This window comes from Bradyrhizobium sp. AZCC 1578 (genome assembly GCF_036924675.1).
Lineage (GTDB): Bacteria > Pseudomonadota > Alphaproteobacteria > Rhizobiales > Xanthobacteraceae > Bradyrhizobium.
Map to the genome: position 1 here is coordinate 5,918,238 of NZ_JAZHRZ010000001.1, position 23,962 is coordinate 5,942,199.

The 23,962-nt window shown below is 61.6% G+C and carries 22 protein-coding genes; 7 read left to right on the forward strand and 15 right to left on the reverse strand.

What is annotated here, in order from left to right; translation table 11 throughout:
• The first annotated feature begins 42 nt into the window (after positions 1-42).
• A complete protein-coding gene (locus V1290_RS28470) occupies positions 43-216 on the forward strand; it encodes a DUF1328 domain-containing protein (RefSeq protein ID WP_028350352.1) in 174 nt (57 codons plus the stop codon).
• A gap of 76 nt (positions 217-292) precedes the next feature.
• Here the strand turns inward: V1290_RS28470 and V1290_RS28475 are convergent, their stop codons facing one another.
• A complete protein-coding gene (locus V1290_RS28475; RefSeq protein WP_334367449.1) occupies positions 293-1,135 on the reverse strand; it encodes a class I SAM-dependent methyltransferase in 843 nt (280 codons plus the stop codon).
• Positions 1,136-1,296: 161 nt separating this feature from the next.
• Here V1290_RS28475 and V1290_RS28480 point away from each other — a divergent pair, with 161 nt between their 5' ends.
• Positions 1,297-2,832, forward strand: coding sequence for a helix-turn-helix domain-containing protein (locus tag V1290_RS28480; RefSeq protein WP_334367450.1), 1,536 nt, complete (start codon positions 1,297-1,299; stop codon positions 2,830-2,832).
• An 8-nt stretch (positions 2,833-2,840) separates the two neighbouring features.
• Here the strand turns inward: V1290_RS28480 and V1290_RS28485 are convergent, their stop codons facing one another.
• Positions 2,841-3,365 (reverse strand): thioesterase family protein, encoded by a 525-nt coding sequence (locus tag V1290_RS28485; RefSeq protein WP_334367451.1) that lies wholly within the window; start codon positions 3,363-3,365, stop codon positions 2,841-2,843.
• A 105-nt stretch (positions 3,366-3,470) separates the two neighbouring features.
• Between V1290_RS28485 and V1290_RS28490 the strand changes: the two genes are divergently transcribed.
• On the forward strand, positions 3,471-4,865 hold the full coding sequence (locus V1290_RS28490; protein ID WP_442895079.1) for an FAD-binding oxidoreductase: 1,395 nt from the start codon (positions 3,471-3,473) through the stop codon (positions 4,863-4,865).
• A gap of 50 nt (positions 4,866-4,915) precedes the next feature.
• Here the strand turns inward: V1290_RS28490 and V1290_RS28495 are convergent, their stop codons facing one another.
• The gene (locus V1290_RS28495; RefSeq protein WP_334367454.1) at positions 4,916-6,109 is read right to left on the reverse strand and encodes a lanthionine synthetase C family protein; all 1,194 of its coding nucleotides are present in this window, start codon (positions 6,107-6,109) and stop codon (positions 4,916-4,918) included.
• Positions 6,110-6,554: 445 nt separating this feature from the next.
• Here V1290_RS28495 and V1290_RS28500 point away from each other — a divergent pair, with 445 nt between their 5' ends.
• A complete protein-coding gene (locus tag V1290_RS28500) occupies positions 6,555-7,253 on the forward strand; it encodes an outer membrane protein (RefSeq protein ID WP_334367455.1) in 699 nt (232 codons plus the stop codon).
• 66 nt (positions 7,254-7,319) lie between these two features.
• Here V1290_RS28500 and V1290_RS28505 read toward each other — a convergent pair whose 3' ends face one another.
• The 9 genes from V1290_RS28505 to V1290_RS28545 form a co-directional block, all read right to left on the reverse strand.
• Complete coding sequence (locus V1290_RS28505; RefSeq protein WP_334367456.1) at positions 7,320-8,306, reverse strand: hypothetical protein; 987 nt, start codon at positions 8,304-8,306, stop codon at positions 7,320-7,322.
• Complete coding sequence (locus V1290_RS28510; protein WP_334367457.1) at positions 8,303-9,091, reverse strand: creatininase family protein; 789 nt, start codon at positions 9,089-9,091, stop codon at positions 8,303-8,305. Before V1290_RS28510 ends, V1290_RS28505 begins: the two co-directional genes overlap by 4 nt.
• A 17-nt stretch (positions 9,092-9,108) precedes the next feature.
• Positions 9,109-9,894 carry a DNA-binding domain-containing protein gene (locus tag V1290_RS28515; RefSeq protein ID WP_334367458.1) on the reverse strand — a complete coding sequence of 262 codons (786 nt, stop codon included), beginning with the start codon at positions 9,892-9,894 and terminating at the stop codon, positions 9,109-9,111.
• The gene (gene bufB, locus V1290_RS28520) at positions 9,891-10,796 is read right to left on the reverse strand and encodes an MNIO family bufferin maturase (protein WP_334367459.1); all 906 of its coding nucleotides are present in this window, start codon (positions 10,794-10,796) and stop codon (positions 9,891-9,893) included. The genes V1290_RS28515 and bufB overlap by 4 nt, the downstream gene beginning before the upstream one ends.
• A 109-nt stretch (positions 10,797-10,905) precedes the next feature.
• Entirely contained in the window at positions 10,906-11,163 is a 258-nt protein-coding gene (bufA2, locus tag V1290_RS28525) for a BufA2 family periplasmic bufferin-type metallophore (protein WP_057846977.1), read from the reverse strand.
• Positions 11,164-11,358: 195 nt separating this feature from the next.
• Positions 11,359-11,622, reverse strand: a complete 264-nt coding sequence (bufA2, locus tag V1290_RS28530) for a BufA2 family periplasmic bufferin-type metallophore (protein ID WP_334367460.1) — start codon at positions 11,620-11,622, stop codon at positions 11,359-11,361.
• Positions 11,623-12,007: 385 nt separating this feature from the next.
• On the reverse strand, positions 12,008-13,792 hold the full coding sequence (locus V1290_RS28535; RefSeq protein ID WP_334367462.1) for a thioredoxin domain-containing protein: 1,785 nt from the start codon (positions 13,790-13,792) through the stop codon (positions 12,008-12,010).
• Positions 13,793-13,882: 90 nt separating this feature from the next.
• Positions 13,883-14,347 carry a DoxX family protein gene (locus V1290_RS28540; protein ID WP_334367463.1) on the reverse strand — a complete coding sequence of 155 codons (465 nt, stop codon included), beginning with the start codon at positions 14,345-14,347 and terminating at the stop codon, positions 13,883-13,885.
• Positions 14,348-14,471: 124 nt separating this feature from the next.
• Positions 14,472-15,203 (reverse strand): cytochrome c biogenesis CcdA family protein, encoded by a 732-nt coding sequence (locus tag V1290_RS28545; protein WP_334367464.1) that lies wholly within the window; start codon positions 15,201-15,203, stop codon positions 14,472-14,474.
• Positions 15,204-15,401: 198 nt separating this feature from the next.
• Here V1290_RS28545 and V1290_RS28550 point away from each other — a divergent pair, with 198 nt between their 5' ends.
• Together V1290_RS28550 and V1290_RS28555 are read left to right on the forward strand one after the other, a co-directional pair.
• Positions 15,402-17,444, forward strand: a complete 2,043-nt coding sequence (locus V1290_RS28550; RefSeq protein WP_334367465.1) for an adenylate/guanylate cyclase domain-containing protein — start codon at positions 15,402-15,404, stop codon at positions 17,442-17,444.
• Positions 17,445-17,548: 104 nt separating this feature from the next.
• Positions 17,549-18,526 carry a hydroxyacid dehydrogenase gene (locus V1290_RS28555; RefSeq protein WP_334367466.1) on the forward strand — a complete coding sequence of 326 codons (978 nt, stop codon included), beginning with the start codon at positions 17,549-17,551 and terminating at the stop codon, positions 18,524-18,526.
• 71 nt (positions 18,527-18,597) lie between these two features.
• Here V1290_RS28555 and V1290_RS28560 read toward each other — a convergent pair whose 3' ends face one another.
• The 3 genes from V1290_RS28560 to V1290_RS28570 are packed head-to-tail and all read right to left on the reverse strand — an operon-like array spanning position 18,598 to position 20,424.
• Positions 18,598-19,134, reverse strand: coding sequence for a hypothetical protein (locus V1290_RS28560; protein ID WP_334367467.1), 537 nt, complete (start codon positions 19,132-19,134; stop codon positions 18,598-18,600).
• 11 nt (positions 19,135-19,145) lie between these two features.
• A complete protein-coding gene (locus V1290_RS28565; RefSeq protein WP_334367468.1) occupies positions 19,146-19,331 on the reverse strand; it encodes a PqqD family protein in 186 nt (61 codons plus the stop codon).
• Between the two features lie 49 nt (positions 19,332-19,380).
• Positions 19,381-20,424 carry a radical SAM protein gene (locus tag V1290_RS28570; protein ID WP_334367469.1) on the reverse strand — a complete coding sequence of 348 codons (1,044 nt, stop codon included), beginning with the start codon at positions 20,422-20,424 and terminating at the stop codon, positions 19,381-19,383.
• A 123-nt stretch (positions 20,425-20,547) separates the two neighbouring features.
• Between V1290_RS28570 and V1290_RS28575 the strand changes: the two genes are divergently transcribed.
• Positions 20,548-23,892, forward strand: coding sequence for an adenylate/guanylate cyclase domain-containing protein (locus V1290_RS28575; RefSeq protein ID WP_334369201.1), 3,345 nt, complete (start codon positions 20,548-20,550; stop codon positions 23,890-23,892).
• Positions 23,893-23,962 lie beyond the last annotated feature (70 nt).

The window sequence follows — 23,962 nt, forward strand, 5'->3', positions numbered from 1 at the left end:
TCCGCCGCCATCGAAGGAGCAATGGGCAATAGAGGTCGTGACATGCTGAGTTGGGTCGTTACGTTCCTGATCATCGCGCTGATCGCGGGTGTTCTTGGCTTCGGCGGTATCGCCGGCGCTTCGGTCGAAATCGCCAAGGCGATCTTCTTTATCGCCGTAATTCTGTTCCTGATCTCGGCCGTGGTCGGACTGGTGCGCGGACGAAGCAACGTCTAGCCAGCCGGCACGGCTGCGCAAAAATTGACGGCGACGGCCAAGGCGGGCCGTCGCCGCAGGGGCTCTCCCGATTCCGTCAGCGTTTGACGATGACGATTTCCAGGTACTCGCTCGGCAGCACCATCGTGCCGTCCTCGGCGCGGTTCATCGACGCGATCAGCGTCAGGATGTCGTCGGCGAGGCGGCGCTGGTTGGTTTCATCAAGTGCGGCAAAGGCTTTCAGCGTCGGGCCGTAGTAATTCCTGAACACGTCGAGAAAATGCAGCGGCGAGCGATAGCGGAACATGAAGTGACGCTTCTCGGCCTTGATAGAAGCGGCCGATGTTCCGAACATCTCGGTGATGCGCGCCTGGGTGCCCCACAGCGCGGGCGATTTCGCGCCCGCCGGCGGCGGCAGGTATTTGCCGAGCGTCTTGAACAATTGCCCGATGAAGCCCTCCGGCGTCCAGTTGGCGAGACCGATCTTGCCGCCGCTCTTGCATACCCGCAAAAGTTCAGATGCCGCGCGGTCCTGGTCCGGCGTGAACATCACGCCGAAGGTAGACAGCACCGCGTCGAAGGTCGCGTCGACGAAGTCCAGCGCTTCTGCGTCCGCTTCCTTGAATTCGACTGATAGGCCTTCGGCTGCGGCACGCGACCGGCCGCGGTCGAGCAGGCTCGGCACATAATCGGTCGAAACGACGTCGCACCAGCGGCGCGCCGCGGCAAGCGTCGCGTTGCCGTTACCGGCGGCGACGTCGAGCACCTTCTGGCCGGCCCGGAGGTCGAGCGCCTCGCACAGCTCTTCGCCGACGATCTGCAGCGTGGTGCCGACGACGGCGTAGTCGCCGGACGACCAAGCGCCGTGTTGCTTGGTTTTCAGGGCGGAAAGATCGATCTGGCCGGGTTGCAGGGTTTGAGCGGCGGCGGATGTAGCCATGTTCTACTCCTTTGGGCGGGGGTGAATTTGCCGATTTCAGCGTGCTGCCGGCTTAGACTTCGGGCCCGCCGGATGCCTATCCAGTTCGCGACATGGCTATCCGGAACGTGAACCTTTCCGCTGTTCCCAGGACTCAACCACCAGGGCCTTCGGAGTTGCGGATGATTGCTGGCCAGACCGCTTTACCGGCGACATCGGTGCTGCCGCGCGGCGTCAGGCGCGCGCTGGACGCCATGCGTGGCAATGTCGGCCGCAGTTGGCGGCTGACGGAGCTTGCCGCGATCGGCGGCGTATCCGGCAGAACCCTGCAGCGGCAGTTCCTTAGCTTTGTCGGCAAGACCCCGCGTGCCGCGCTTCGCGAGATCGGGCTCGAACGCGCCCGTCGCGAGCTGTTGCAGGGTACGCCTGATCTCAAGATCATGGACGTGGCGCTGCGCTGCGGCTTTCCGCATTTCGGGCGGTTTTCAATCGAGTATCGCCGCCGCTATGGCGAAACGCCGTCGCAGACGCTGAAGCGGCAGGAGGTGCTCACCGACGCGCTCGGTGCGACGCCCTCGCTGTTCTCGCCGGCGCGGGACCGGCCGGCGGTTGCGTTGGGCCCGATCGAGGCGGCAACGGAAAATCTGGTCGTCGCGGCTGACATCGCCAATGATCTCGTCACCGCATTGACCCGGGCCGGGATCGCGGTCGCGGCGCGCTCGATGGCCGCGCCCTATCATTTGGGCGGTGCCATCAGGGGATCGGGTACGCAGACACACCTGACGATCAGGCTGATCGACACCGAAACCGGCTGCCAGCTCTGGGCGCATCGCGCCGATGGCGTCCTGCGCGGCGAAACGTCAACGACGGAACATCTCGCAGCCAGGATCGCGGCGGCGCTGCAGCCATGCTTGCGGCTGGCCGAAATCGATCGCGCGCTGCGCAAGCCGACGAATTGCCTCGGTGCCCAGGATCTGGCGCTACGGGCGATGCCGGGCGTTCTCTCGCTCGACGCCAATGGCAATGCCCGCGCGCTGGAATTGCTCGATCGCGCGATGGATCAGGACCCAAACCATCCGCTTGCCATCGCGCTGGCGGCCTGGGCGCATGTCCAGCGCGTGGTCTATCACTTCACCCATGCGCCGCTGCAAGAGCGCGCCCGAAGTCTCGAACTGGCGCATAAGGCAAGGGCGCTGCGCGGCGATGCGACTGTGCTGGCGATCCTCGGCAACGCGCTGTCGCTGCTCAATGAGTTCGATGTCGCCGATCTCGTCACGCGCAAGGCGCTTGCGATGGACGGCGGATCCGCCTGGGCTTGGAGCCGCAGCGGGTGGATCGATGTCTACAAGGGCGATCCGCAATCGGCGGTCGAGCGCTTCAAGATCGCGCTTGATCTCGCGCCCCACGATCCCCTGGCCTTCAACAGCATGGTCGGGATCGGCTGTGCGCTTTTCACCGCCGGTCAATACGCCGAAGGCGCGGTTTGGCAGGAGCGCGCATTGGTCGAACATCCCTCGGCGAGCTGGGTGCATCGAACGCTGTGCCCGGCCTATGTGCTCGCCGGACAGGCGCCCCAGGCCCGCCGCAGCCTTGGCGCGCTGCGCCAGCACTACCCCGATCTCACGGTAACGGAAGTCCAGCGCGGCATGCCGCCGCTGCCGCCAAGCCAGTGCGATCTGGTCCTCGGCGCGCTGCAGGAGGCCGGACTGCCGGTCTGAATGGGCCGCTATCTCTCAGGCATCGCGACCTTGCGGCCGATCCCGTCGGGCCGCGGCACGGCGGCATGCGAATCCGTCACCGCCCGGATGCGCGCGCGAATGTCGGGCGGGAAGGGCGCAACCTTCCGCTGCTGCATGTCCATATGCAGCGTCATGTTTTCCGAAGTCGCGGAAAGCCAGCCTTCGGTCGCGTGGCGCAATTCCTCGAACGTGTGCAACCGCTTCTCGTCGGCACCCAACAGATAAACTGAAATCTGAACGGGATCGCCGAGGTGAATTTCTCTGACGTAGCGCACGTGAGCTTCGGCGGTGAAGGTCGAGCAGTGACGCTCCTTCATGTAGGCCGGCCCGATCCCGAGCTGCAGCCACATTTCGTCGATGGCCCGATCCATCATCACGTTGTAATAGGCCATGTTGAGATGGCCGTTATAGTCGATCCATTGCGGCTCGATCTGCATCACCGAGGACAGAAACGGGGCCGGCGGCAGCGGTATATCTTTCAGTTTTTCCCCGGCGGCGGCAGCGGTCGTCATCATCCATCCCTTTGTCGTTTCGCTATCTTGACCCCATTTATATCCTTTGCCACGGTCCGCTCAAATTCGGGAGGAATTGGCGTGGCGACGACGATATCGGGTAGTATGAAGCGGCCGGAACCGCAGGCTTTGGCAAGCGCCGTGGAGGCGCTGGCGGCGCGGTTCGGCAACCGGCTGATCACCTCGCAGGCGGTGCGCGAACAGCATGCCCATACCACCACCTGGCTGCCGACCCAGCCGCCCGACGCGGTGGTGATGGCGCAGGAAACCGCCGACATCCAGGACGTGGTGCGGATCTGCGCTAAACACGGCGTGCCCGTGATCGCTTTCGGAACCGGCACCTCGCTGGAAGGCCAGGTCAATGCGCCGGCCGGCGGCATCTGCATCGATCTGCGCGACATGAACCGGATTCTTGAAGTTCATGCGGAGGATCTGGACTGCGTGATCCAGCCCGGCGTCACCCGCAAGGCGCTGAACGAGCACCTGCGCGACCAGGGATTGTTCTTTCCGATCGATCCGGGCGCCGATGCTTCGCTCGGCGGCATGACCGCGACGCGGGCGTCCGGCACCAATGCGGTGCGCTACGGCACCATGCGCGAGAACGTGCTGGCGCTGAAAGTGGTGCGCGGCGACGGCGAGATCATCACGACGGGCACGCGGGCGAAGAAATCCGCGGCTGGCTACGACCTGACGCATCTGTTCGTCGGCGCCGAGGGTACGCTTGGCATCATCTCTGAGCTCACCATCAAGCTCCGCGGCATTCCCGAGACGATCGCGGCCGCTGCCTGCTCGTTCGAGACGGTGCGCGGCGCCTGCCAGGCCACGATCCTGGCCATCCAGACGGGCATTCCGTTGGCGCGGATCGAGCTGCTCAACGCCGAGCAGGTGCGCGCCTGCAACGCCTATTCCAAGCTGACCCTGCCGGAGACGCCGCTGCTGCTATTGGAATTCCACGGCAGCGAGGTCGAGGTCGCCGAACAGTCCAGGAATTTCGGCGAAATCGCCAAGGAATGCGGCGGCGGGGATTTCACCTGGACGACCAAGCCCGAGGACCGCACAAAACTTTGGCAGGCGCGGCATGACGCCTATTGGTCGGTCAAGGCGCTGCGGCCCGGCGCGGGCGTGGTGGCGACCGACGTCTGCGTGCCGATTTCACGGCTTGCGGATTGCGTTACCGAGACCGAGGAGGACCTGAAACGGCTGAACCTGCTGTCGCCGATCGTCGGCCATGTCGGCGACGGCAACTTCCACTGTTCGCTGGTTTGCGACGTCGACAACAAGGAAGAAATGGCGCGCGGCGAGGAGTTCATGCATCGCCTGGTCGAACGCGCGCAGTCGATGGGCGGCACCTGCACCGGCGAGCACGGCATCGGGCAGGGCAAGCAGAAATACCTCAAGGCCGAGCTCGGCCCCGAGGCGATCGACGCCATGCGCGCGCTGAAGCAGGCGCTCGATCCGCAGAACATTTTCAATCCCGGCAAGATCATGCCTGTGGGGTAGGACCTGGAGTCGTTACCACGCTGGCCCAAAGCGGTCTCAGGTCGCTAGAGTCAGAACACATCGATAGTCGGGAACCGAGCATCCCCTGTGATGCAATCCCAAAGGTAGATTGCAAGACCGATGTCGCCGGTCCAAAGCGAATACCGACCGCGGCCAGCAACCATCTGAGCGCCGCGATACTGGACGATGGCAGTCATGGCGAACTGGCGCGCGCGGTCGAGCCAAATGGGGTCATTTGTACGTCGGTACAGCTTGAGGAATGCGTAGCCATTTCCACCCGTACCGTGGCAAAGGTTCGAGCCCTTTGTTAGCGGTCCGGCGGCCCAGGCAAAGCGCCCGCCATCCAGCAGGAGCGCGTCAAATTGTGACGTAGTGAAAGGCGCGTCAGCAAAAGTCGTCACCATTCCCGGCGCACCGTGACAGTGCTGACATATGAAAAGCCGCTTCTCGCGCTTGCTTCTCGGGCCCCATGTTGTTCCAACTTCGTACTGCCACGCATTCGCTTCAAGCGCCTTCGGCACAAATTCGGCTACGTGCGCTTGCTGCGCCGCCGTCAACCAATCCCATCCGAGCAATAACGGGATAACGTTGCCGGCGAAGCCGTGAACGGGCCCGAGAAAGCGATCTTTGGCACCGTAAAGATCCTGCGTCCAAAGTGGACCTTGCGGCGTGTCCTCCAGTTCGGCCAACAGCCGCGCTGCCTGCACTTCGAAGAGGCCGCGCCATCGCGATTCCTCCGTCATCTCGCCCATGTGGATTGCGGCTACCATCGATCCGGGCATACCCCACATGAGTTCTCGGATTGGCAGTCCATTATTTGCTTCGGCGCGCCCATAAACCAGGTCGGCGAGGCTCGATGTTGGCTCAAGGCGCATTGCGAGAAGTGCCGCACCCATGTCGCCGCGAAGCAGCGAGCCATGCTTCTCATAATCGGTCGGCGAACTGGCTTCGTGGTCAATGATTGTCCGTTCAATCAGCTTTGGCAGCACAGAGCGAAAGTCTCCCGCGACGCGGGTAGCCCCTATGCGATGTAAGTAATCTAGTGCCCAAATGACCCCTGCCGCGCCCTTGTAGAAGCTGGGGTCGCCATCTCCCACCCCGTCGTCACTCGGGTGAGCCGGCCAGAAGATGTCGGGATTGAAATGGGCGATCGCATCGGCCGCAATTTCTTCAATCGTGACCCGAACAGCCGATTCATTCCAGTCGTCCTGGGCAAGCGGACGATGACGTCCGGGGGTAATCATGGCGTAGGGGCTCCTGGGCGGTGTCCATCTGTACTTCAGATGATGCAAGTAGGGATCGCACGATTGAACGAAAACTATCTAAAAGCGTGCCGCGCAGCAAACCAACTGCCCACCCGAAATAGTTCGACGCGGCGCAGCAATGATGCGTCAATGTCCGCCTCTGGCAAGCGGACATCAGGCGGACGCTGATCCAAGCGCCCGATCTATGAGTTCACGAACCAGGCGCTCCGAGGCCTGCATTGAAACCGCCGGTGGCGGACGAAGGCTTGCGACGACGTTATTCAATCAAAGATTGTACATTGTGGCGGCCGTCGCAGTTTGGTTCCAAACATAGCCTCGTTTCAACACGGCGCCGCCAGACTTAAACATTGTCGCGCCCGAACTGACCTCTTCAGCTTGTTCCCGCAACATGTGTTGCGTGTGTCGTGCGTGATGAGGTGCGTTAATGCGTTTTATTTCCTGGGGGATCGTTGCCGCGTGTGGCTTTTTACTGGCAGGTTCGACGGCGAAGGCTGCCGAAATCCGTATTCCGGACCTGCCGTCGCCTCACTACAACTGGACCGGATTCTATGCGGGCGTTTACGGCGGCGGTGCGTATGCGGCGTGGGCCGCCGATTACTGCCGAAACGGTGCGTGCCGCCATGCGGAGGGACAGGCGAGCGGCTTCGCCGTCGGCGTTTACGGCGGCTACAATTATCAATTCGCCAGCCGCTTTTTCATCGGCGCCGAATTCGATTGGGGCAAGTCCACTTCGTCACAGGACGAACTCGTCTTTGGCGACAGTGCGTTGCTATCGAGATTCGGCGCGTTCGGCTCCGCTCGCCTGCGCGCCGGCTACGCGTTCGACCGCCTGCTGGCCTTTGGTGCGGTCGGTGTCGGCGTGGCCAGCATCAGCAACGGATATCGCTATACGGTTCAGAGAGGGTGTGACACGCTGGAGCAGGCGATCTGGGACGAGCAGGTCAAGGCAGGGCTGATAGCAGGCGTGGGCATCGAGTATGCTTTCACCAAGCATCTGGTCGCGCGCGGTGAATATCTCTATGCCGATTACGGCAGCGCCACGCTGTCCAGCCGGGACCGCACCCGGGCTGAATTCCGCAACGAGATGCACTTCGTGCGCGTGGGCGCCAGTTATCGGTTCTGATGCTTCGCTCAGGATGGTCCGGCGGCGTTGGCTGCCGGATCATCATGTCGCGATTCTCCATCCGTCTTATCGTGCGCGCGGCGCGGTGATCGCCTTGCGGGTTGCTGCGAGTGGCGCGGTGTCGTCGAACTCGAGATCTTCGCCAACCCGCCTCAATCCGAGGTCGCGCCACAGCGCCGCGAGATCGGGCGTCACCGGCTTCGGCCCCATCTCGTTGTGAAGCCGGGTCAGCACGTCGACGCCGACGGCTTTGTCGGCGGTTGCAAGGATGCGCTCGATCGGCCAGTCCTGTTCGTGATTGCCGCCGGCGGCGAGCACGCCGCGCATCGCGTCCTGCAGGCCGAGGCGATTATTGGTGGCCTTGCGGATTTCGATATCGGCGAGCAGGCAGAACATCGCGCCGCCCCAATATTTCCGCCCCCAGGTGCCGGTGTTGTCGAGGCCTTGGTCGCCGGCCTGCGGCAGGCCCTTCGGCATGTCGCGCATCATCGCCTGCCAGATTTCCCGCGCGCTGAGGTCTCCGGCCTGCACCCGCGCGACCGGCTCGACATAGACCGCCAATCCTTCCGAGAGCCACGCGTAGCGGTCGGGCATGTCGGGCAGGGCGGTATGCACCATCTCGTGCACCATCACCCAGTCGCGGCGCAGCACATCCTCGCTTGAATCGCGGCCGAGCGGAATGCGAATGGCGGCGCCGCGATAGCCCCACGTCGTGCCGCCGCGAATGCGGCCTCCATCGACGGGCACCAAGAGCAGCCGGAGCGAGTTGACGGGAAATCGCCCGTAATAGGTCGTCACGGCCCGAGCCGACATCCTGATCCAGTCGAGCAGTTTTTCCCTGGGCAGCATGAAGTCGCCCGGGGCGAACGCGGCATGGATGATGCCGCCGGGCACTTCGATATCGGTTTTGGGCAGCCGGTCGAAAGCGTCGTAGGGCATCCGGTCGCGCATATATTCCGATTGCGCATCGGCGCGGAACGAAATGGCGCTTGCCAGCATCGCGGTGATGACGGCGGCGGCAACGATCCAGCGAAAGGCGCTGGCGACCTTCATCTCAGCACGGTCTGGACCGCAACCGACCGGTCGTGGCCCGGGCGTTGCGCAATGAACGAGGCGGCCTGTTCGTGGAGATCGCCGAGCATGGCGGCGAGCAAGGCTTCGCCCTTGGCCGGCGTCGCCCGTGTCGGATCGCCATAGCTGCCGGAGCGGCTGTAGTTTGGCGAATACGGATCCGACGGCGTCAGTGCGCCCGGCGTCTCCTGGTTCAGGGCGGGGCTGGCTTCGGCGCGCGTCATATCGACCAGATGCGGTGCCAGCGCCAGCATCAGCGACGTTTCCAGTTCATCCGCATGGCTGCCATGGCTCTGTTCGGCCAATTGCCTCGCCACGCGCGGATAGCGCGGACCCTCATGGATCCACAGATGCCTGATCCGCTCGCTGTCGAGGCGCGCCAGTGCGCGATCGACCGGGGCTAACGTGCTGATCCCGGTATTGAGCACCAGCAGCTTTGGAATTCCGCCGGCGAGAATTTGCCCCGCAATCTCGCGCACCAGCGCCTCGAAGGTTGAAATCGACAGGCTGCTGCTGCCGGCATATTCGACGAAGGCGGGATAATGGCCGTACGTCAGCGTCGGCCAGATCAGCGCGTCGATCTTTTCCGCCATCTTGGCCGCGAGCCATTCGGCCTGGATGCGGTCGGTGTTGAGCGGGAGGTGGAAGCCGTGCTGCTTGGCGGCGGCGCCGATTGGCAATATCGCCACCGCGCCACTACCGATGCGCCGCGCGACTTCGTCCCAGTGCATGCGCTCGATGAAGTGGCGATCGGTGTCTATTCCCATTCGCCGAGCGCTCCCCTTCATGAGCCGACGGAAACATCCGTCAAAAGTCCCGCCGTGATCCAGCCGCGCAGATAGCCGGCGCCGCGGCCTGCCGCGCCGTCGGGGTCGTCATAGGTCGCGAGCATTTCGCAGAGCACGCCGAACGGAATGCCGTTCGCGGCCTCATCCCACATCATCGCCTCTTCCGTCGAAAGCTCGCGGAACATCGGCGTGACGTCCTGACGCCAGACCAGAAGATGCGCCGGCTGCTCCAGTGCGGTCGCATCCGGCGGCGTTTCGTCGTTCTTGAGCGCGAGCCAGATCGCAGCCGCATTGGTTGCAAGATCGAGCCTGAAGACACTGGGATGCGGCTGAAACCTCAGGCCCGACCATGTTTCGGGCGCAAAGCGTGCCATGTCGGTCAGTTCGACCACCTTGCTTTCCGCCGCGTCGAAGGCGTCGTTGAGCGCCTTTTCCAGCGCGGCCAGATCCGACAGTACGGGATGGTCCGAGTAAGGCTTCGCCGATTTCAAAAACTCCGGCAGGCCTTGCGAGAACCAACGCAGGTTCGGATGCGCGGACGGGCGCGCCTTGACATAAGCGTACCCCATCTCGTCGAACATTTCGTCGCCGAGATAAAGGTGCAGCAGTTCGTGGTCGTTGCGCATTGCCTCGACCAGCCGCGAACCGTAGGCATGGCGATAGACCCCGAATAGCGTTTCGCGCTTCTCGCGCGGGCTGTCGAGGATTTCAGCCAGCACCGTATCGTCGCCATCAAGGATGCCGCGCTGAAACTCGGCTTGCTGTCGCGCAAAATCGCTCATTCCGCCTGCGTGCACCTCGGCAAGATTTTTTCGGCCATCTCACGGGTCCTGACAACCTCAAGCAGCAATTCGTCGAGCGGCGGGATGTTGTCGTCGCGCTCGATCATGGTCGAGACCCGGCCAAAACGCTTCAACGCCGCGGCATAGAGATCCCAGACATCCTCGCACACCGGATGGTCGTGGGTGTCGATGATATGGGTGCCCATGTGGCTGTGGCCGGCCATGTGAAACTGCACCACGCGATCCGCCGGAATGCCGTTGAGGAAAGTCATGGGATCGTAGCCGTGGTTGAAGGCGCTGACATAGACATTGTTGACGTCGAACAGGAGCCAGCATCCGGAGCGGCGCGACAACTCGGAGAGGAATTCCCATTCCGTCATCTCGGAATTGCTGAACTGCACGTAGGTCGAGACGTTCTCGAGCACGATGGCGCGGCCGAGAAAATCCTGCACCAGTTGGACACGGCTGACGACGTGATCGAGCGCTTCCCTGGTGTAGGGGATCGGCAGCAGGTCATGCAGGTTCTTGCCGTGCACGCCGGTCCAGCACAGATGGTCCGATACCCATTTCGGCTCGACGCGCCGGGCAAGATCCTTCAGAGCCTGCAGATATTCGAAGTTCGGCGGGGCGGTTGAGGCGATCGACATCGACACGCCATGCATGACCACGGGGTAGCGTTCGCATATCCGGTCCAGCGTGCGCAGCGGCTGGCCGCCGGGCAGCATATAGTTTTCGCTGATCACCTCGAACCAGTCGATCGGCGGATTGCCGCTCAGGATTTCGTCGTAGTGCTGGTGGCGCAAGCCGAGGCCGAAGCCGAGGAACGGCGGCTTGGCCGATGTCACCGGGCGGTCTGCAAGCGCAGCCGCCGAAGTATCTGGCAATCTGCTTGCGACGTTCATCTCGTCTCCGCTCGAACGGCGCCGCAAACGGCGGCGTGTCCCAAACTGCACCGTCAACCTAGCATGGATGCGAGGCCCGGCCTACACCGGGCCTCGATTGGACCGCGACTTAAGACGGCATATACTTGCCCTTGGCGGCGTCGCACTTTTCCTTGGTCATGGCCGAGAAGCCCTGCCCCTTGCAGGCGTTCTGGCCCTTGCAGGCATTGCTGGCACCCTTGCAAGCGCTCTGGCCCTTGCAGGCATTGGCGCCGACGCACTTACCTTCGCCGGCGGCATAGGCCACGGTCGACACGGTGGCGCCGGCCAGGAACAGGGTGGCTGCAGCGGCAGCGAGGGTGGCGCCGGATTTCGAGGTCATCTTCATTTGTATCCTCCAAAGGAAGTGTGAGGGTGCATCGCCCGCAAGCCGCTACAGTTCCGGCCGACAAACTGCACCCGGAGATAGCTACGTGGCGGGTCTGGATTTAGTTACACGCGAGGCCGATTTTAATTCAGCCGCAGGGTCGAAACAACGAGGGCCCGGCAAGCGCTGGGCCCTCGTTGCACCTGATCAGAACGATCAACCCTTGACGAACTTGGCTCCCAAGGCGGCGCAAGCCTTCTCGGAGGTCGCCGAGAAGCCTTGGCCCTTGCAGGCGTTCTGGCCCTTGCAGGCGTTGGCCGCGCCCTTGCAGGCGCTCTGGCCCTTGCAGGCATTGCCGGCCATGCACTTGCCCGCGGCGGCGTTCGCAGGCGTCGATACCGTCGACACCACCGAACCGGCGAGGAACAGGGTGGCGGCGGCAGCGGCGAGCGTCGCGCCGGACTTCGAATTCAACTTCATGACGATCTCCTCGATGATTGTTTGAAGACAAAAAATGACGCCATGAGACCTGTTGATCGTTCGATCACAGACCCGCTGACGCAGGGAGGGACGGATGGCAATCAGATCGCGGTGGCTTGCCGGAGGACGTCAGGTCTCCGTGATTTGAGTGCTCATCCGAAACCAGCTACGGGGGATGGGGCGATTTGGTTACAGAGTTTCAAAAGAAAATTTTCTTTTTTGAGGTTGGACATCCCGTCCATGTCTAACCCCGGCGGCTTGAGAGTATTTCATTTGCGTGCAGCAGTGATCTCCGCAAGCGCGCGCCGCGCAGAAAGCGCGGCGCTTCAAGGGATTAGCGCAAGCATCGGCGGTCGTTTGCGTTGCACAACGAAATTCGATCCAGCTACCCCCGCACAGGCTTCAGCTTCGCCATCTGCGTGACCGTGGCCCGCAACTCCTCGGCGCTGAAGGACGGAAACGAGCAGATGCGGTTGCTGCAGGCGAACGCCGCCGGTTCGCCGGGATCGGGATATTCGACGTCGGGGTTGGGCAGCTTGCCCTCGCGCAGATCGAGCCACTCCAGTCGCTTGTAGCGGGCCGGCAGCGCGCGAGCCAGCACATGCAGGTTTTTCGCGCGGGCGTCGTCCTTGTGTCCGACGATTGTCACGTGGGTGGGCTCGACCGCGAGTTCTTCGTCGGCGAGCAGAACGCCGGGCAGGGGACGCATCATCCCGGCCGAAGCGCTGGCGAGATAGCTCATCGCATGCGTGGCCTCTTCGCGATAGGCCTCGTTGCCGAAGTAGCGGTTGAGCAGGTTCATGAAGCGGGCGACCGCGACCTGATCGTCGATCAGCTTGGTGGGCTTGGCGAGCACACCGGTTTTGCCTTCCGCCGTCTTCGAGGTCACGAAGCCGCCGGCCTCATCATGGAAGGTCGCGACGAATTCGCCGGCCTTGGCGGCTCTGGTGAGCCAGTCGCGATTTCCCGTGGCGGCATAGAGATCGAGAAAGGCATGGCCCATCGCCAGCGTGTCGCCGATGAATGGCCCGCCGCGATCCTTCTCGCCATGACGGAAGCCGCCATCGGGGAGCGCGCGGTTGTCGATCACCCATTTCGCCGCGCGTTCTGCGGTCGCCAGCATCTTCGGATCGTTGGTGACGTTGTAGTAGGCCGAAAGCCCCGAGATCGCCCAGCCGTTTTCGCGCGCATACAGATTCTTGTCGATGCGCGGCATGCCAAGCTTGCGTCGCTCGCCGTCCGATAGCGCGTAGTATGTGTGCCCATCGGTGTCGTGATCGAGATCGGCATCCTGGCTGACATAGAACGCGCCGTTCGGGCTCTTGAGAAACTCGGCGAGATAGCGTTCGATGTTGCGTGCGGCGGCAAGATATTTCGGATCCTTCCACAGCGCATAGGCCTGGCTGTATTGCCGGAGATATTGCGCCTGGAACGACATGATCTTTTCGAAATGCGCCTGCGTCCAGGAGCCCGCTTCGGAATACTGGTACACGCCGCCCCAGACCGGATCGATCAGCGCGATGGCGGCATCGAGCGTCTGCTGGGCGCGCTTGGCCGCCATGGCGTCGCCGGACTCGGCGCGGGTGATCGCAAGGTCCATGCTGTCGGCGTCGATGTATTTCTGGTTCTCGCCCCAGCCGCCGAGTTTTTCCTCATAGGATTCATCGACATTCGTCGTCAGCGCAGCGCGCTGTTCCTTGTCGAGGAAGGCGGAGGTCGATGGCTTCACCTCAAAGGCTTCGCCGACTGACGGTCCGGGCGAGGGATCGTCGATGATCGCCTTGAGCAGCGCCTGCATCCGCTCGGGCTCGATATATCCCCTGATCTTGGCGATCTCGGTGCCGTCGGGGCCGAACACGATGGTCGCCGGCCAGCCCCAGTCGCCATAGCGGCTCGACAGATCGGGGTTGGCGTCCTGATCGACCCGCACCGGAAGATATTTCGCGGCGAGCAATTCCCTGACCTCGGGATTGGCATAGGTCGTCTTCTCCATGACGTGGCACCAGTGGCACCACACCGCCTCGAGATCGAGAATGACGAAACGCTGTTCGGCCTGCGCGCGCGCGAACAGATCGTCGCTCCAGTCGCTCCATTTGGGCCCGTCCGAAGCAAACGACGGCGATGCCGCTAGCGCGGCAAGTGCGAAGGCGGCAATGCGGACGAATTTCATGGTAGCTCCCGGAAGCGTGGCGTTTTCTCCAGCTACGCAGCCAGCGAGATCAGGGCTCAAGCATTGGCCGATGTCACGGGATTGTGAGTGTCAGGTTGAAGCTTTGGGCTGACCGCTGGCATTCAGCAGCAGCCGATCCAGTGAAGCCGCGCCCGGGCCGGCAATCGCAAGCCACATGAAGCCGGCGAAGTAGGCAGCTTCCTCAAAACCGAGCAGCGTCTCCAGCGAGTCGACATCGCCCCATTTCGCCGACTGGATGGCGACGACCATGACCACCGCCAGCATCGCGGCCGGGATTCGCGCGAACAGGCCGAGGATCAGCATCGCACCGCCGAAGAATTCGACACCCGCCACAAAGGGGGTGAGGATGTTGGGAAACGGAATGCCCCAGCCGATAAAGTTTTCGGTGACCTGCGCCAGATGATTGAGCTTGCCCCAGCCGGCCAGCATGAAGGTGTAACCGACGATGAGCCGCATGATCAGGGGGCCGGCCCAGGAAAAATGCGAGGCGATCTGCGCGGGCAGCAGGATGAGCAGATTGACGACGGAATACATGCGAACCCCCTTCAAGTATTTTTGGCGCCGCGAAGCCGCGACCTGCGGCTACGTCGCGGCCGCGGTGGCCGCAGTCTGGTCCTGACAGGAATTTCGTTGGCGCCGGCCCGCTTGTTACGGGGCCTTAGCCGAAATTTTGCAAGGCGGGGAAAGTCTCCAGCAGCCAAATGCTGACGTTGGTGACGGCGCCGGTCAGGAAGCCGATGCCGGTGATCACCATCAGGATCCCCATGGCATGCTCGACCTTGGCGAGGTGTCGCTTCATCCGCGCAAACAGCGAGGAGAACTGCTCGATCATGAAGGCTGCCAGCAGGAACGGGATTCCGAGCCCGGCGGAATAGACCGCGAGCAGGCCCGCGCCCTTGGTCACGGTGGCCTCGGCGGCCGCAATCGACAGGATCGCCGCCAGAATGGGGCCGATGCAGGGGGTCCAGCCGAAGGCGAAGGCGAGCCCCATGGCATAGGCGCCCCAGAGGCCGACCGGTTTCGGCATCGGCATCCGCCCCTCGCGCATCAACAGTCCGATCCGGGTCAGGCCGAGGAAGTGCAGGCCCATGATGATGATCACGATGCCGGCCACGATCGAGAGCTCCGCCGACCAGGCGCGGATCAGGCCGCCGATCAGCGAGGCGCTGGCGCCAAGCGCCACGAAGACGGTGGAAAAGCCGAGCACGAACATCAGCGCCGAAGCCATCACCGCGCGCTTTGATGCCTGCGTCGTCTCGGCATTGGCGACCTGCTCGATGGTCGCGCCGGTGAGATAGATCAGATAGGGCGGCACCAGCGGCAGCACGCAGGGGGACAGAAAGCTGACGAGACCGGCAATCAGGGCCGCCGGGATGGAAACATCGTGCATTGCATGACCTTCGAGAATTGCCGCAAGGCATAGCGCCGTCTTCGCTTGTACGGAACAGGCAATCGATAAGTTTCGTCGTCATTACGGCTCAACTGCGGTCACAGAGCCGTGTCCGGGGCGCCGAAATTGCCTCGCTGGCGAAACAGACGCTGGTATGGTCCCGTATTGCGGTAATCAGACCATCATCGGGACCCCTGTATGCGCCTCGGCATCCGCACCGCCATTTCCGCCCTCGTGCTGACGTCGATCGTCGTCAGTGCCGTCGGCGTGCATCTTTTGTGGTGGCGCACCGCCCATCAGGTCAGCCAGACGCTGGCCAACACCATCAACGACCAGATCGTATCCGCGGTCGGCGACGAACTGCAGTCGGTCACGACCGAGGCGCGCTCCTCCATGATGGCGGTGCGAACGCTGCTGGCCGAAAAAGTGTTCGACCCGCGCGACGCCCGAAAACGCGAGATCGTTTTCCGCTCGCAGTTGCTGTCGCAACCGACGATCTCCTGGGTGGCATTTGGATGGCCGGACGGCTCGTTCTTTGCCGGGCACAAGCTCGGCGACAACGTCATCGAAATGCTCGAAATCACGCCCGACCGAAATTTGCGCATCAATCGCTACGAATTCGTCGGTAACGATCTTCGGCTTAAGGCGAGCTGGTTCGAAGACACCGACTATTCCGTGCTCGAGCAGGAATGGTTTCGGGTCGCCAAGGAGACCAACGACGAACACTGGTCGACGCTGACGACGCATCCGCGCGGGGAGCGGCTGGCGGCGGCCTTTTCTGCCCCGATCGAAATCGATCAGAAACCGGCCGGCGTCGTTGCGATCATCATTGAGCTGACACGCGTCTCGAATTTTCTGTCGCAGCTCACGGTCGGCAAGTCCGCGGGCGCCTTCATTCTCGAGCGGGACGGCAAGGTGGTGGCTTCGCCCGATCCTGATGCCAGCGAACTGGTGGCGCTGAAGACCGATCATCCGCTGTTTCCGGTCGCCGTCGAAGCGATCCGGAATGCGGGCAGCGCCTACGAACCCGGCGAGGGCCAGCCGTTCAACACGACGGTGACGCGGGACGGCAAGGCCTATCAGGCCGTGATTACGCCAATATCGTTTCCGGGCTGGTCGCTGGTGACGGTGGTGCCGGAATCGGAATTTCTCGGACCGGTTCAGATGACGATCCGAAACCTGCTGATCGGGCTTGCGGTGCTGATCGTTTTTGCCGGGCTATTGTCGGCATGGCTCGCCCAGCGCCTGATCGCAGCTCCCCTGATCAAGGTGGTGAACGAGATCAGGCATGTGGAGCGTTTCGACCTCGACAAGGTGCAGCGGCATCCGTCGCGGCTGGCCGAGATCGGAAACCTGTCGGGCGCGATCGGCGACATGGCGCAAGGGCTTGCCGCTTTCGGAAAATACATTCCGGCCGACCTGGTCAAACGGCTGATCAGCGACGGCAGCGGCGCGCGGCTTGGCGGCGCGGTGCGGCCGATGAGCGTGATGTTCATCGATCTGGCCGGCTTCACCGGCATATCGGAGCGGCTCGGCGACCGCATCATCCCGCTGCTGTCGCGCTATTTCGATTGCGTCTCGGCGCAGATTCAAAACCAGAACGGCACCATCGACAAATTCATCGGCGACGCCGTGATGGCGTTCTGGGGTGCGCCGTCGCCCAATCCCGATCATGCCGTCGATTGCTGCCGGGCGGCCTTGGCGTGCCGGCGCGCGGTGGAGGAGGCAGGTCTCGTCGACGACTACGGTCGGCCGGTCAGGATCCGCATCGGCATCAATTCCGGCGACATGCTGGTCGGCAATATCGGATCGGAGGTGCGGCTGAACTACACCGTGATCGGCGATGCCGTGAATATTGCGAGCCGGCTGGAGAGCATCAACAAGGCGTACGGCTCCACGATCATCATCGGCCCCGAAACGCGCCGGCTTGCGGGAAAAAGCATCGTGGTTCGCGAACTCGACCGGCTGGCGGTCTATGGCCGTGTGGGCGGTTTGCAGATCTATGAATTGCTTGATATGGCCGGCGATATCGGTGCACCCGCCTGGGTGGCTTCGTACGAGGCCGGCCTTGCCGCCTGGCGGGCGCGGGATTTCTCGGCTGCAATCGGCGCGTTCGAGAAGGTGCTGGAAATCCGCGAGCACGATGCAGCGTCGGCGACGATGATTGAGCGCTGCAGGCAGCAGCTCGAAAATCCGGCCGGCGAAGATTGGGACGACACGACGGTGGCGCGGACCAAGTAGCCCGACGCGGCTTTGCCGCCTTGCCTACGAGGGCGGTTTGGCCATAGAGAAGTGCCGGCCTTGACGCTGCATTCGCCAGCGATCGATAGGGAAGCCGTTCCGCGTTGAAAGTGCTGTTGACCCATACGCCGCAGTCGCGCGCCCAGTACTACGGCGACCGTAGTCTTGCCGGGCTGCAGGCCGTCGCGCAGGTGAAGTTGCATGAAGCAAGCGACGCGCTCGACGCGGCTGGCCTGATCGAGGCCGCCCGCGATGTCGATATCATCGTGGCCGACCGGCTCACCGCGGGTCCGGGCGAGATATTTTTGAAGCTGCCAATGCTGCGCGCCTTCGTTCGTTGCGCGGTCGACATCCGCAACGTCGACGTCGAAGCCGCTTCGGCCGCCGGCGTTCTGGTCACACGGGCGGGACCCGGTTTCATTCAATCGGTCGCCGAACTCGCGCTCGGCTTCATGGTCGATCTGTCGCGCGGGGTTTCACGTGCGACCGCCGACTACCATGCCGGGCGCAAGCCGGAGGTCATCATGGGCCGGCAACTGGCCGGTAGCCGCCTCGGCATCATCGGTTATGGCAGCATCGGCCGTTACCTGGCTGATATCGCCAAGGTGTTGGGCATGGAGATCATGGTCGCCGATCCCTTTGCGACCGTCAGCGATGCCGCGATCCGGCATGTGCCGCTCGACGAACTGCTGGCGCGCTCTGACTATGTCGTCTGCCTCGCGGTCGCCAATGAGCAAACCGAAAACCTGATCGGGCAGGCGGCGCTGGCGCGCATGCAGCCGCACGCCTTCTTCATCAACCTGTCGCGCGGCAATCTCGTCGACGAGGCGGCGTTGTCAGCGGCGCTCCGCGAGAAGCGCATCGCCGGCGCCGCGATGGATGTCGGCCGCGCGCTGGACCAGATGCCGTCGCCGGAGATCGCAAGCCTGCCGAACGTCATCGCAACCCCACATGTCGGCGGCCTGACGCCGCCGGCGATCGAGAGCCAGTCGCTGGAAACGGTGCGGCAGGTGGAAGCCATCATTGCCGGCGAGGTGCCTGCCGGCGCGGTCAATACGGATTGTTGGAGGCGACGCCCCTGATGCCGCGATGATCGCAATGCTCGGCCGTGCGGGCGGCCGATCTTAGCCGGCCGGCCGCAGATCCACCGATTTCAACCGAAACGATGAGCGCAACGCACCGGCTGGTAGATTTCCTGACTGTTATCTGCGCCGCGCTCGCGGTCGCGATAGGAGCACAGTTTGTTAACAAGTTGAGCAAAGTCCGATCCGGTATGCATGGCGTCGCTGAATGTCTCCAGCGCATGAAGTGTCTTGAACGACCAGATTGTGCGATACAACCCGCTGTGCTTTTCGCTAGTTGCTGAAACTGCATAGGTGCCGCGGTAGCTGACGTCATCTGGCTCATATTGTACAATTTTCGTCTCATTGACGATCAGCCAGTTTTTAAACTCTTCGTGCTTGTCGAATGGAACGTCGTAACCCCATTCAATCACAAGCGCGCCCAGCAGGGTGCTGTCCGCGAGGAGCTGTGTAATCTCTGCCTGGTTCGCATCATGCTTGAGGAGATCGCAGAAAGGGAAATAGCCTCCCGATCGCACCTCCGGCTCGATTGGCTTAACGGTTGGAGTGGTTAGCCGGTTGCCTGCGATAAGGTCGGCAACGAGCCGTGTCGGATCGACGTTGCTCATTTCAGTCCTCCTCAATCTGTTACGTTCAACTCAATCAAGCCCTGGTCATGCAAATTCTTGATACCAATTGTGAGATGGCGATCGGCCTCGCGCTCGGACATCTGATCCGCTACGCTTTTTCGATACCTTTGCGCAACGTGGTCGGGACTGCTGCCATCGCAAAGCTCAAATATGAGCCAAGCATTGAGGTTCAGCATGAAGAGTTTCGGCGGATTAGGCCGAAACACCACGCAACTCTTCATCTCTTCAACGGGGCGGACCCGGAGGTTTGGGGTGTGGCTGTAGCAGCCATTCGGGGAGGACACGCAAGTCGACTCCATGGTTGAGCGTTCGGTCAAATGGATCCGGCGCGTCCCACGCGCCATGAAATGCGTAAGCAGTAGAACGGCATCCACCGTGAGACCCTTGGCTCGATGAGCAGCTAGGGCACGTCTCCTTAACCCGGCCTGCTCTCAACTCGCGGTACAGCGGATGTTCCCACGTCTCCATAAAGGAGACATTCTTGATATTTCCGTAGTCAACGTACTCCCGGAGATAAGCGCATCCTATCGAGTCCCCGAAGGCATTGACCGCGGCCATTTGCCAGCACGAGTTGCCGTCATTTGGATGCCATGACTGCATCAGTTTCATGCCGGCAGGCAATCGCAGTGCGTCGAGCGCCGCATGCATTTCGTCGAGCGACAGGGAAAATTCGTTCCAGCGGTATTTAAAGCGACCAAGCGGATAAGGCCGCAAAACGCCGGCCGTCTTCACGCCGAGCCGGTGAGCAAGGTCAATGTAGCCTTGCAGGTCATCGACATTCTTGCGGTTAAGGATGGTGAGCAGTTGCGTTTCAATCCCTGCTTCCACCAAGTATGTGACTGCTTCACAGGCGCGCGCATGGCTGCCCTGCGTGCCGGTGAAGTAGTCGTGCACCTTGGCATGTGGGCTAAGAATATCGACGAGCACGATCGCAACGCCGATCTCCTTGAGTCTGGCGGCGACATCGCGCGTTATGAGTGTGCCGTTGGTCCGAATCTCAGTGAAGAAGCGGTTCGATGCGGAAGCGAGGAAGGGCAGGAAGTCCGGCCGATGAAATGGTTCGCCTCCTTCAATGTAGAGATAAACCACGCCCAACTCGGCAATTTCATCAAGGAAGCGACTCCACTCCTCACTGTTCAACTCGGACGACGCCTTCTCCGATGAACAATCGGCATAGCAATGTTGGCAGCAGAGATTGCAGGTCTCGGTGTAGCAAATTGTAAGCTTGAGCGGCTTCTGAAGCGCAAAGGGATTTTGTATGGGGCCCATGACGGTTGACCCTGCTTCTGCGCTGCGATCCGATCGCGTCGTGGGCCTATCTCGCGCAAGATTGTAATGCTAAGCTGGCATAAGATATTCAAATTGGCAAGCCTTAAGCCTGCAGTCATTCATATGCAATGCCCTGGTTGCGGTCGTTCGAATCCGGAAACAGCGCGCTTCTGCTCCCAATGTGGCGCGAGGCTGCATCTGGTCTGCGAGGCCTGTAGCTTCGAAAGCCCAGCTGGGTCTCGATTTTGTGGCCAGTGTGGTGCGCCACTTTCAGATCCCTTGGATGCTCAGCGCCTGGATCATCCCACATCAACAGGGCCGTCTGGCGCGACGAGCCATGATCAGCGCCCCGAGCGACGGCAGGTCACCGCGCTTTTCATTGACATGATCGGGTCGACCGATCTGTCGGTTCAACTCGATGAGGAGGAGTTCAGAGATATCATCTTCAGCTATCGGGACACCTGCGCAAACGCGGTACGACGCTTTGATGGCACCATCATTCGCTATGTCGGAGATGGGCTTCTTGTATGTTTCGGTTTTCCTGTAGCGCACGAGGATGATCCAGTTAGAGCCGTGCGCGCAGCCCTGTCGCTTCTGAACGACATGCGTCAACTTAATAGCCGGGAATCGTCGTCCAAGCCGCTGATCCACCTGCGCATGGGTATGCATACGGGCATTGTTATTGCCGGTGATTTGCGATCATCGGGAACGTTCGAGACAATGGGTATCCTCGGCGATACCCCCAACATCGCGTCCCGACTGCAACAAATCGCACCTCCGGATACCTTGGTAATTTCCGAAACGACCGCTCGGCTCGTCGGCAACCTGTTCGAACTTCAAGGCCTGGGACAGCACCTAATCCGCGGTACACAGGAAGCAACTAACCTTTACCAGGTTGTCGCTGAAAAGTTGGATTTCGGTCGTGATACGCTGCGCGCTGTCCACCCGATGGTTGGGCGCAGTCACGAGCTTGCCCTTCTGCAGGACCGTTTTGCTCAGACCATCGATGGAGAGGGACAACTAGTCCTCATTGCGGCTGAAGCTGGTGCGGGCAAGACACGCTTGGTACGCGAGTTCAAGGAAGCGCTTGCAGGCACGAAAGTATCGTCCGTCACCTGCTATTGCTCAGCGTACAATCAGTCGAGCGCGCTGTATCCAATTATTGAGTTGATCCGCCGCGCGCTGAGCTTGGATAGTATCGGAACCATCGAGGACAAGCTTGCGAGTATTGAAAAGGCCTTTGCCGGATTGGACTCCGTTACCCCCGCGGCCGCTGAGCTGATAGCTGAACTTCTCGAACTGCCAGTGTCGTCACCGATGCACGAATTGGCCCCTTCACAGCGTCGCGAGCTCTTGCTTGAGGTCCTCACACACTGGTTGCTTAGACAATCTGAACAGCTACCAGTCCTATTTATTGTTGAAGATCTTCATTGGGCTGATGCTTCGACAAGCAGCCTGCTCGCCCGGCTAATTCAGCGAATTTCGGCTCGGCAGGTAATGGCAATTTTCACGTTCCGACCGGAATTTAAGGCTGAGTGGATGCTGGAAGCGCAGGGGACGCGCCTCGGCCTCCGCCACCTCTCTCCGATCGAGGCTCGAACATTGGTCAAGCAAATCGTCGGGGCCGCGACCATCCCGACCGATGTGATCGAGCTGATCGTTACAAAGACGGGTGGCATACCGCTCTTCATCGAGGAGCTGACCAAGACGGTGGTTGAGGGCAATGTGTCCGCGAGCAGCGAGGATGATCTGCGACTTGCATCTGCCGTGGACAGCATTCCCTCGACGCTGAGGGGGTCACTGGCTGCCCGGCTGGATCGTCTTAAGGTCGCGAAACCGCTGGCGCAAATTGCTGCAACATTTGGCCGTGTTTTTGATGGGGAAGTTCTAAGTGCGATCACCGGCGAGAGCGAGGCGGAACTTCGCCATCGACTGGCTGAGCTCCTGCGCGAGGATTTCCTGCAGCAGCACGGAATACTCGGCCAAGCCAAGTATTCGTTCCGGCATGCGCTCATTCAAGACGCCGCATACGACTCGCTACTGAAAAGCGAGCGTCAGGCACTACATCGCAAGATTGCGGAGGTTCTGTCGAGCCGGTTTCCAGCCGTGGTCGCGGCGACGCCTGAAGTCGTTGCTCAGCATTACGCAGCCGCGAACCTCATTGAACCCGCCATATTGCATTGGGAAGCAGCGGGAAAAAAGGCTGCGGAGCGCTCGGCGAACGTGGAAGCCGCCAGTCACTTTGCGAGCGCACTGGCTGCACTGCGGCGCCTTCCTGATACAGTCGAGCGCGCGCGTCGCGAGCTCTCGCTGGAGATTGATCGGGGATCGCAGCTTCTCGCCACGAAGGGTAATGCTGCACCCGAGGTCGAAACGGTTTTCTCTCGCGCTTGCGAACTGAGCGAGCGGCTCGGGGAGCATCGCATGCTCTTTCGAGCCCTCTACGGACTCATGATGTTCTGCATCGTTCGAGGTCAGCTTGAGAAGGCGAAGACGCTGGGCGTGCGTCTGGTTGAACAAGCAGAACTGGCAAATGACCGCGATCTTCTGCTGCAGGCAAAGCGGCCGCTTGGGCTCACTCTTTTCTATCTTGGTCAATTCGCAGTTGCAAAAGCAACTCTTGAGGAGGCGCTCCGGCTCTATGATCCGGACCGGCACCATCATCACCGGTTTGAGTATGGTTCGGATCCTGCTGTTTTAGCCCAATGCAATCTCGCGTGGACTGAGTGGTTTTTGGGCTTGGCAGACAGTGCCGTGGTGGACAGTGCTCAGGCGATCGATAGAGCCGTTCAACTCGATCATCCCCACAGTCTTGGGTTTGCGTTGAGCTTCGAAGCTTCGATTCGACAGGCGCGAGGCGAGCCAGTCGAGGCCCTCGAAGCCGCCGAGCGAGCCATCAATGTCGGGCGTAAATATCGCTTTCCATATTGGAGTGCATGGGGCCAAATGCTGCGGGGCTGGGCCGTCGGCAAACTCGGCGACTTGCGAGAAGGCGCTGCAGAGATCGAGCAGGGTCTTGCGGACTATCGTGCAACGGGCGCAGAGCTCATGCGGCCATATGGCCTGATGCTGCTCGCCGAGACTGTTGCGGCAGACGGCGATGCGCAGCATGCACTTCATCTGCTCGATGAAGTCGTCGTGACCATATCGACGAACAAGACATTATTCTGCGAACCAGAATTACACAGACTCCGAGGCGAGCTGATTCTTGCTGGAAACCGCGGAAGTTCGAAGGCTCTCGATCTTATCCGAAGAGCCGCAGACCTCGCGCACGAAATGGGTGCCCAGGCGCTGGAATTGCGGGCGATACTCAGCTTGGCGTCGGCTACACAGGGCGATGAACGCGCCGCTATCTTGGAGAGGTTAAGCCGGCTCTACGGGCAAATGGCCGAAGGATTTGGCACGGCAGATATGATTTCGGCGGCTCGCCTGCTAAGTCTGACAACGGGACAGAATACGAACGCCTGATCCTGGGCCTCGAAGAACAGTACTCCGCACAGTCATTGATCGCCTCTGGCTCAGGCGACGAAAGATGAAA

Excerpts from the sequence above, each read along its gene's own strand:
- V1290_RS28470 (WP_028350352.1), top strand. The coding sequence starts at position 43 with ATGCTGAGTTGGGTCGTTACGTTCCTGATCATCGCGCTGATCGCGGGT.
- V1290_RS28475 (WP_334367449.1), bottom strand. The coding sequence starts at position 1,135 with ATGGCTACATCCGCCGCCGCTCAAACCCTGCAACCCGGCCAGATCGAT.
- V1290_RS28480 (WP_334367450.1), top strand. The coding sequence starts at position 1,297 with ATGATTGCTGGCCAGACCGCTTTACCGGCGACATCGGTGCTGCCGCGC.
- V1290_RS28485 (WP_334367451.1), bottom strand. The coding sequence starts at position 3,365 with ATGACGACCGCTGCCGCCGCCGGGGAAAAACTGAAAGATATACCGCTG.
- V1290_RS28490 (WP_442895079.1), top strand. The coding sequence starts at position 3,471 with ATGAAGCGGCCGGAACCGCAGGCTTTGGCAAGCGCCGTGGAGGCGCTG.
- V1290_RS28495 (WP_334367454.1), bottom strand. The coding sequence starts at position 6,109 with ATGATTACCCCCGGACGTCATCGTCCGCTTGCCCAGGACGACTGGAAT.
- V1290_RS28500 (WP_334367455.1), top strand. The coding sequence starts at position 6,555 with ATGCGTTTTATTTCCTGGGGGATCGTTGCCGCGTGTGGCTTTTTACTG.
- V1290_RS28505 (WP_334367456.1), bottom strand. The coding sequence starts at position 8,306 with ATGAAGGTCGCCAGCGCCTTTCGCTGGATCGTTGCCGCCGCCGTCATC.
- V1290_RS28510 (WP_334367457.1), bottom strand. The coding sequence starts at position 9,091 with ATGGGAATAGACACCGATCGCCACTTCATCGAGCGCATGCACTGGGAC.
- V1290_RS28515 (WP_334367458.1), bottom strand. The coding sequence starts at position 9,894 with ATGAGCGATTTTGCGCGACAGCAAGCCGAGTTTCAGCGCGGCATCCTT.
- bufB (WP_334367459.1), bottom strand. The coding sequence starts at position 10,796 with ATGAACGTCGCAAGCAGATTGCCAGATACTTCGGCGGCTGCGCTTGCA.
- bufA2 (WP_057846977.1), bottom strand. The coding sequence starts at position 11,163 with ATGAAGATGACCTCGAAATCCGGCGCCACCCTCGCTGCCGCTGCAGCC.
- bufA2 (WP_334367460.1), bottom strand. The coding sequence starts at position 11,622 with ATGAAGTTGAATTCGAAGTCCGGCGCGACGCTCGCCGCTGCCGCCGCC.
- V1290_RS28535 (WP_334367462.1), bottom strand. The coding sequence starts at position 13,792 with ATGAAATTCGTCCGCATTGCCGCCTTCGCACTTGCCGCGCTAGCGGCA.
- V1290_RS28540 (WP_334367463.1), bottom strand. The coding sequence starts at position 14,347 with ATGTATTCCGTCGTCAATCTGCTCATCCTGCTGCCCGCGCAGATCGCC.
- V1290_RS28545 (WP_334367464.1), bottom strand. The coding sequence starts at position 15,203 with ATGCACGATGTTTCCATCCCGGCGGCCCTGATTGCCGGTCTCGTCAGC.
- V1290_RS28550 (WP_334367465.1), top strand. The coding sequence starts at position 15,402 with ATGCGCCTCGGCATCCGCACCGCCATTTCCGCCCTCGTGCTGACGTCG.
- V1290_RS28560 (WP_334367467.1), bottom strand. The coding sequence starts at position 19,134 with ATGAGCAACGTCGATCCGACACGGCTCGTTGCCGACCTTATCGCAGGC.
- V1290_RS28565 (WP_334367468.1), bottom strand. The coding sequence starts at position 19,331 with ATGCTGAACCTCAATGCTTGGCTCATATTTGAGCTTTGCGATGGCAGC.
- V1290_RS28570 (WP_334367469.1), bottom strand. The coding sequence starts at position 20,424 with ATGGGCCCCATACAAAATCCCTTTGCGCTTCAGAAGCCGCTCAAGCTT.
- V1290_RS28575 (WP_334369201.1), top strand. The coding sequence starts at position 20,548 with ATGCAATGCCCTGGTTGCGGTCGTTCGAATCCGGAAACAGCGCGCTTC.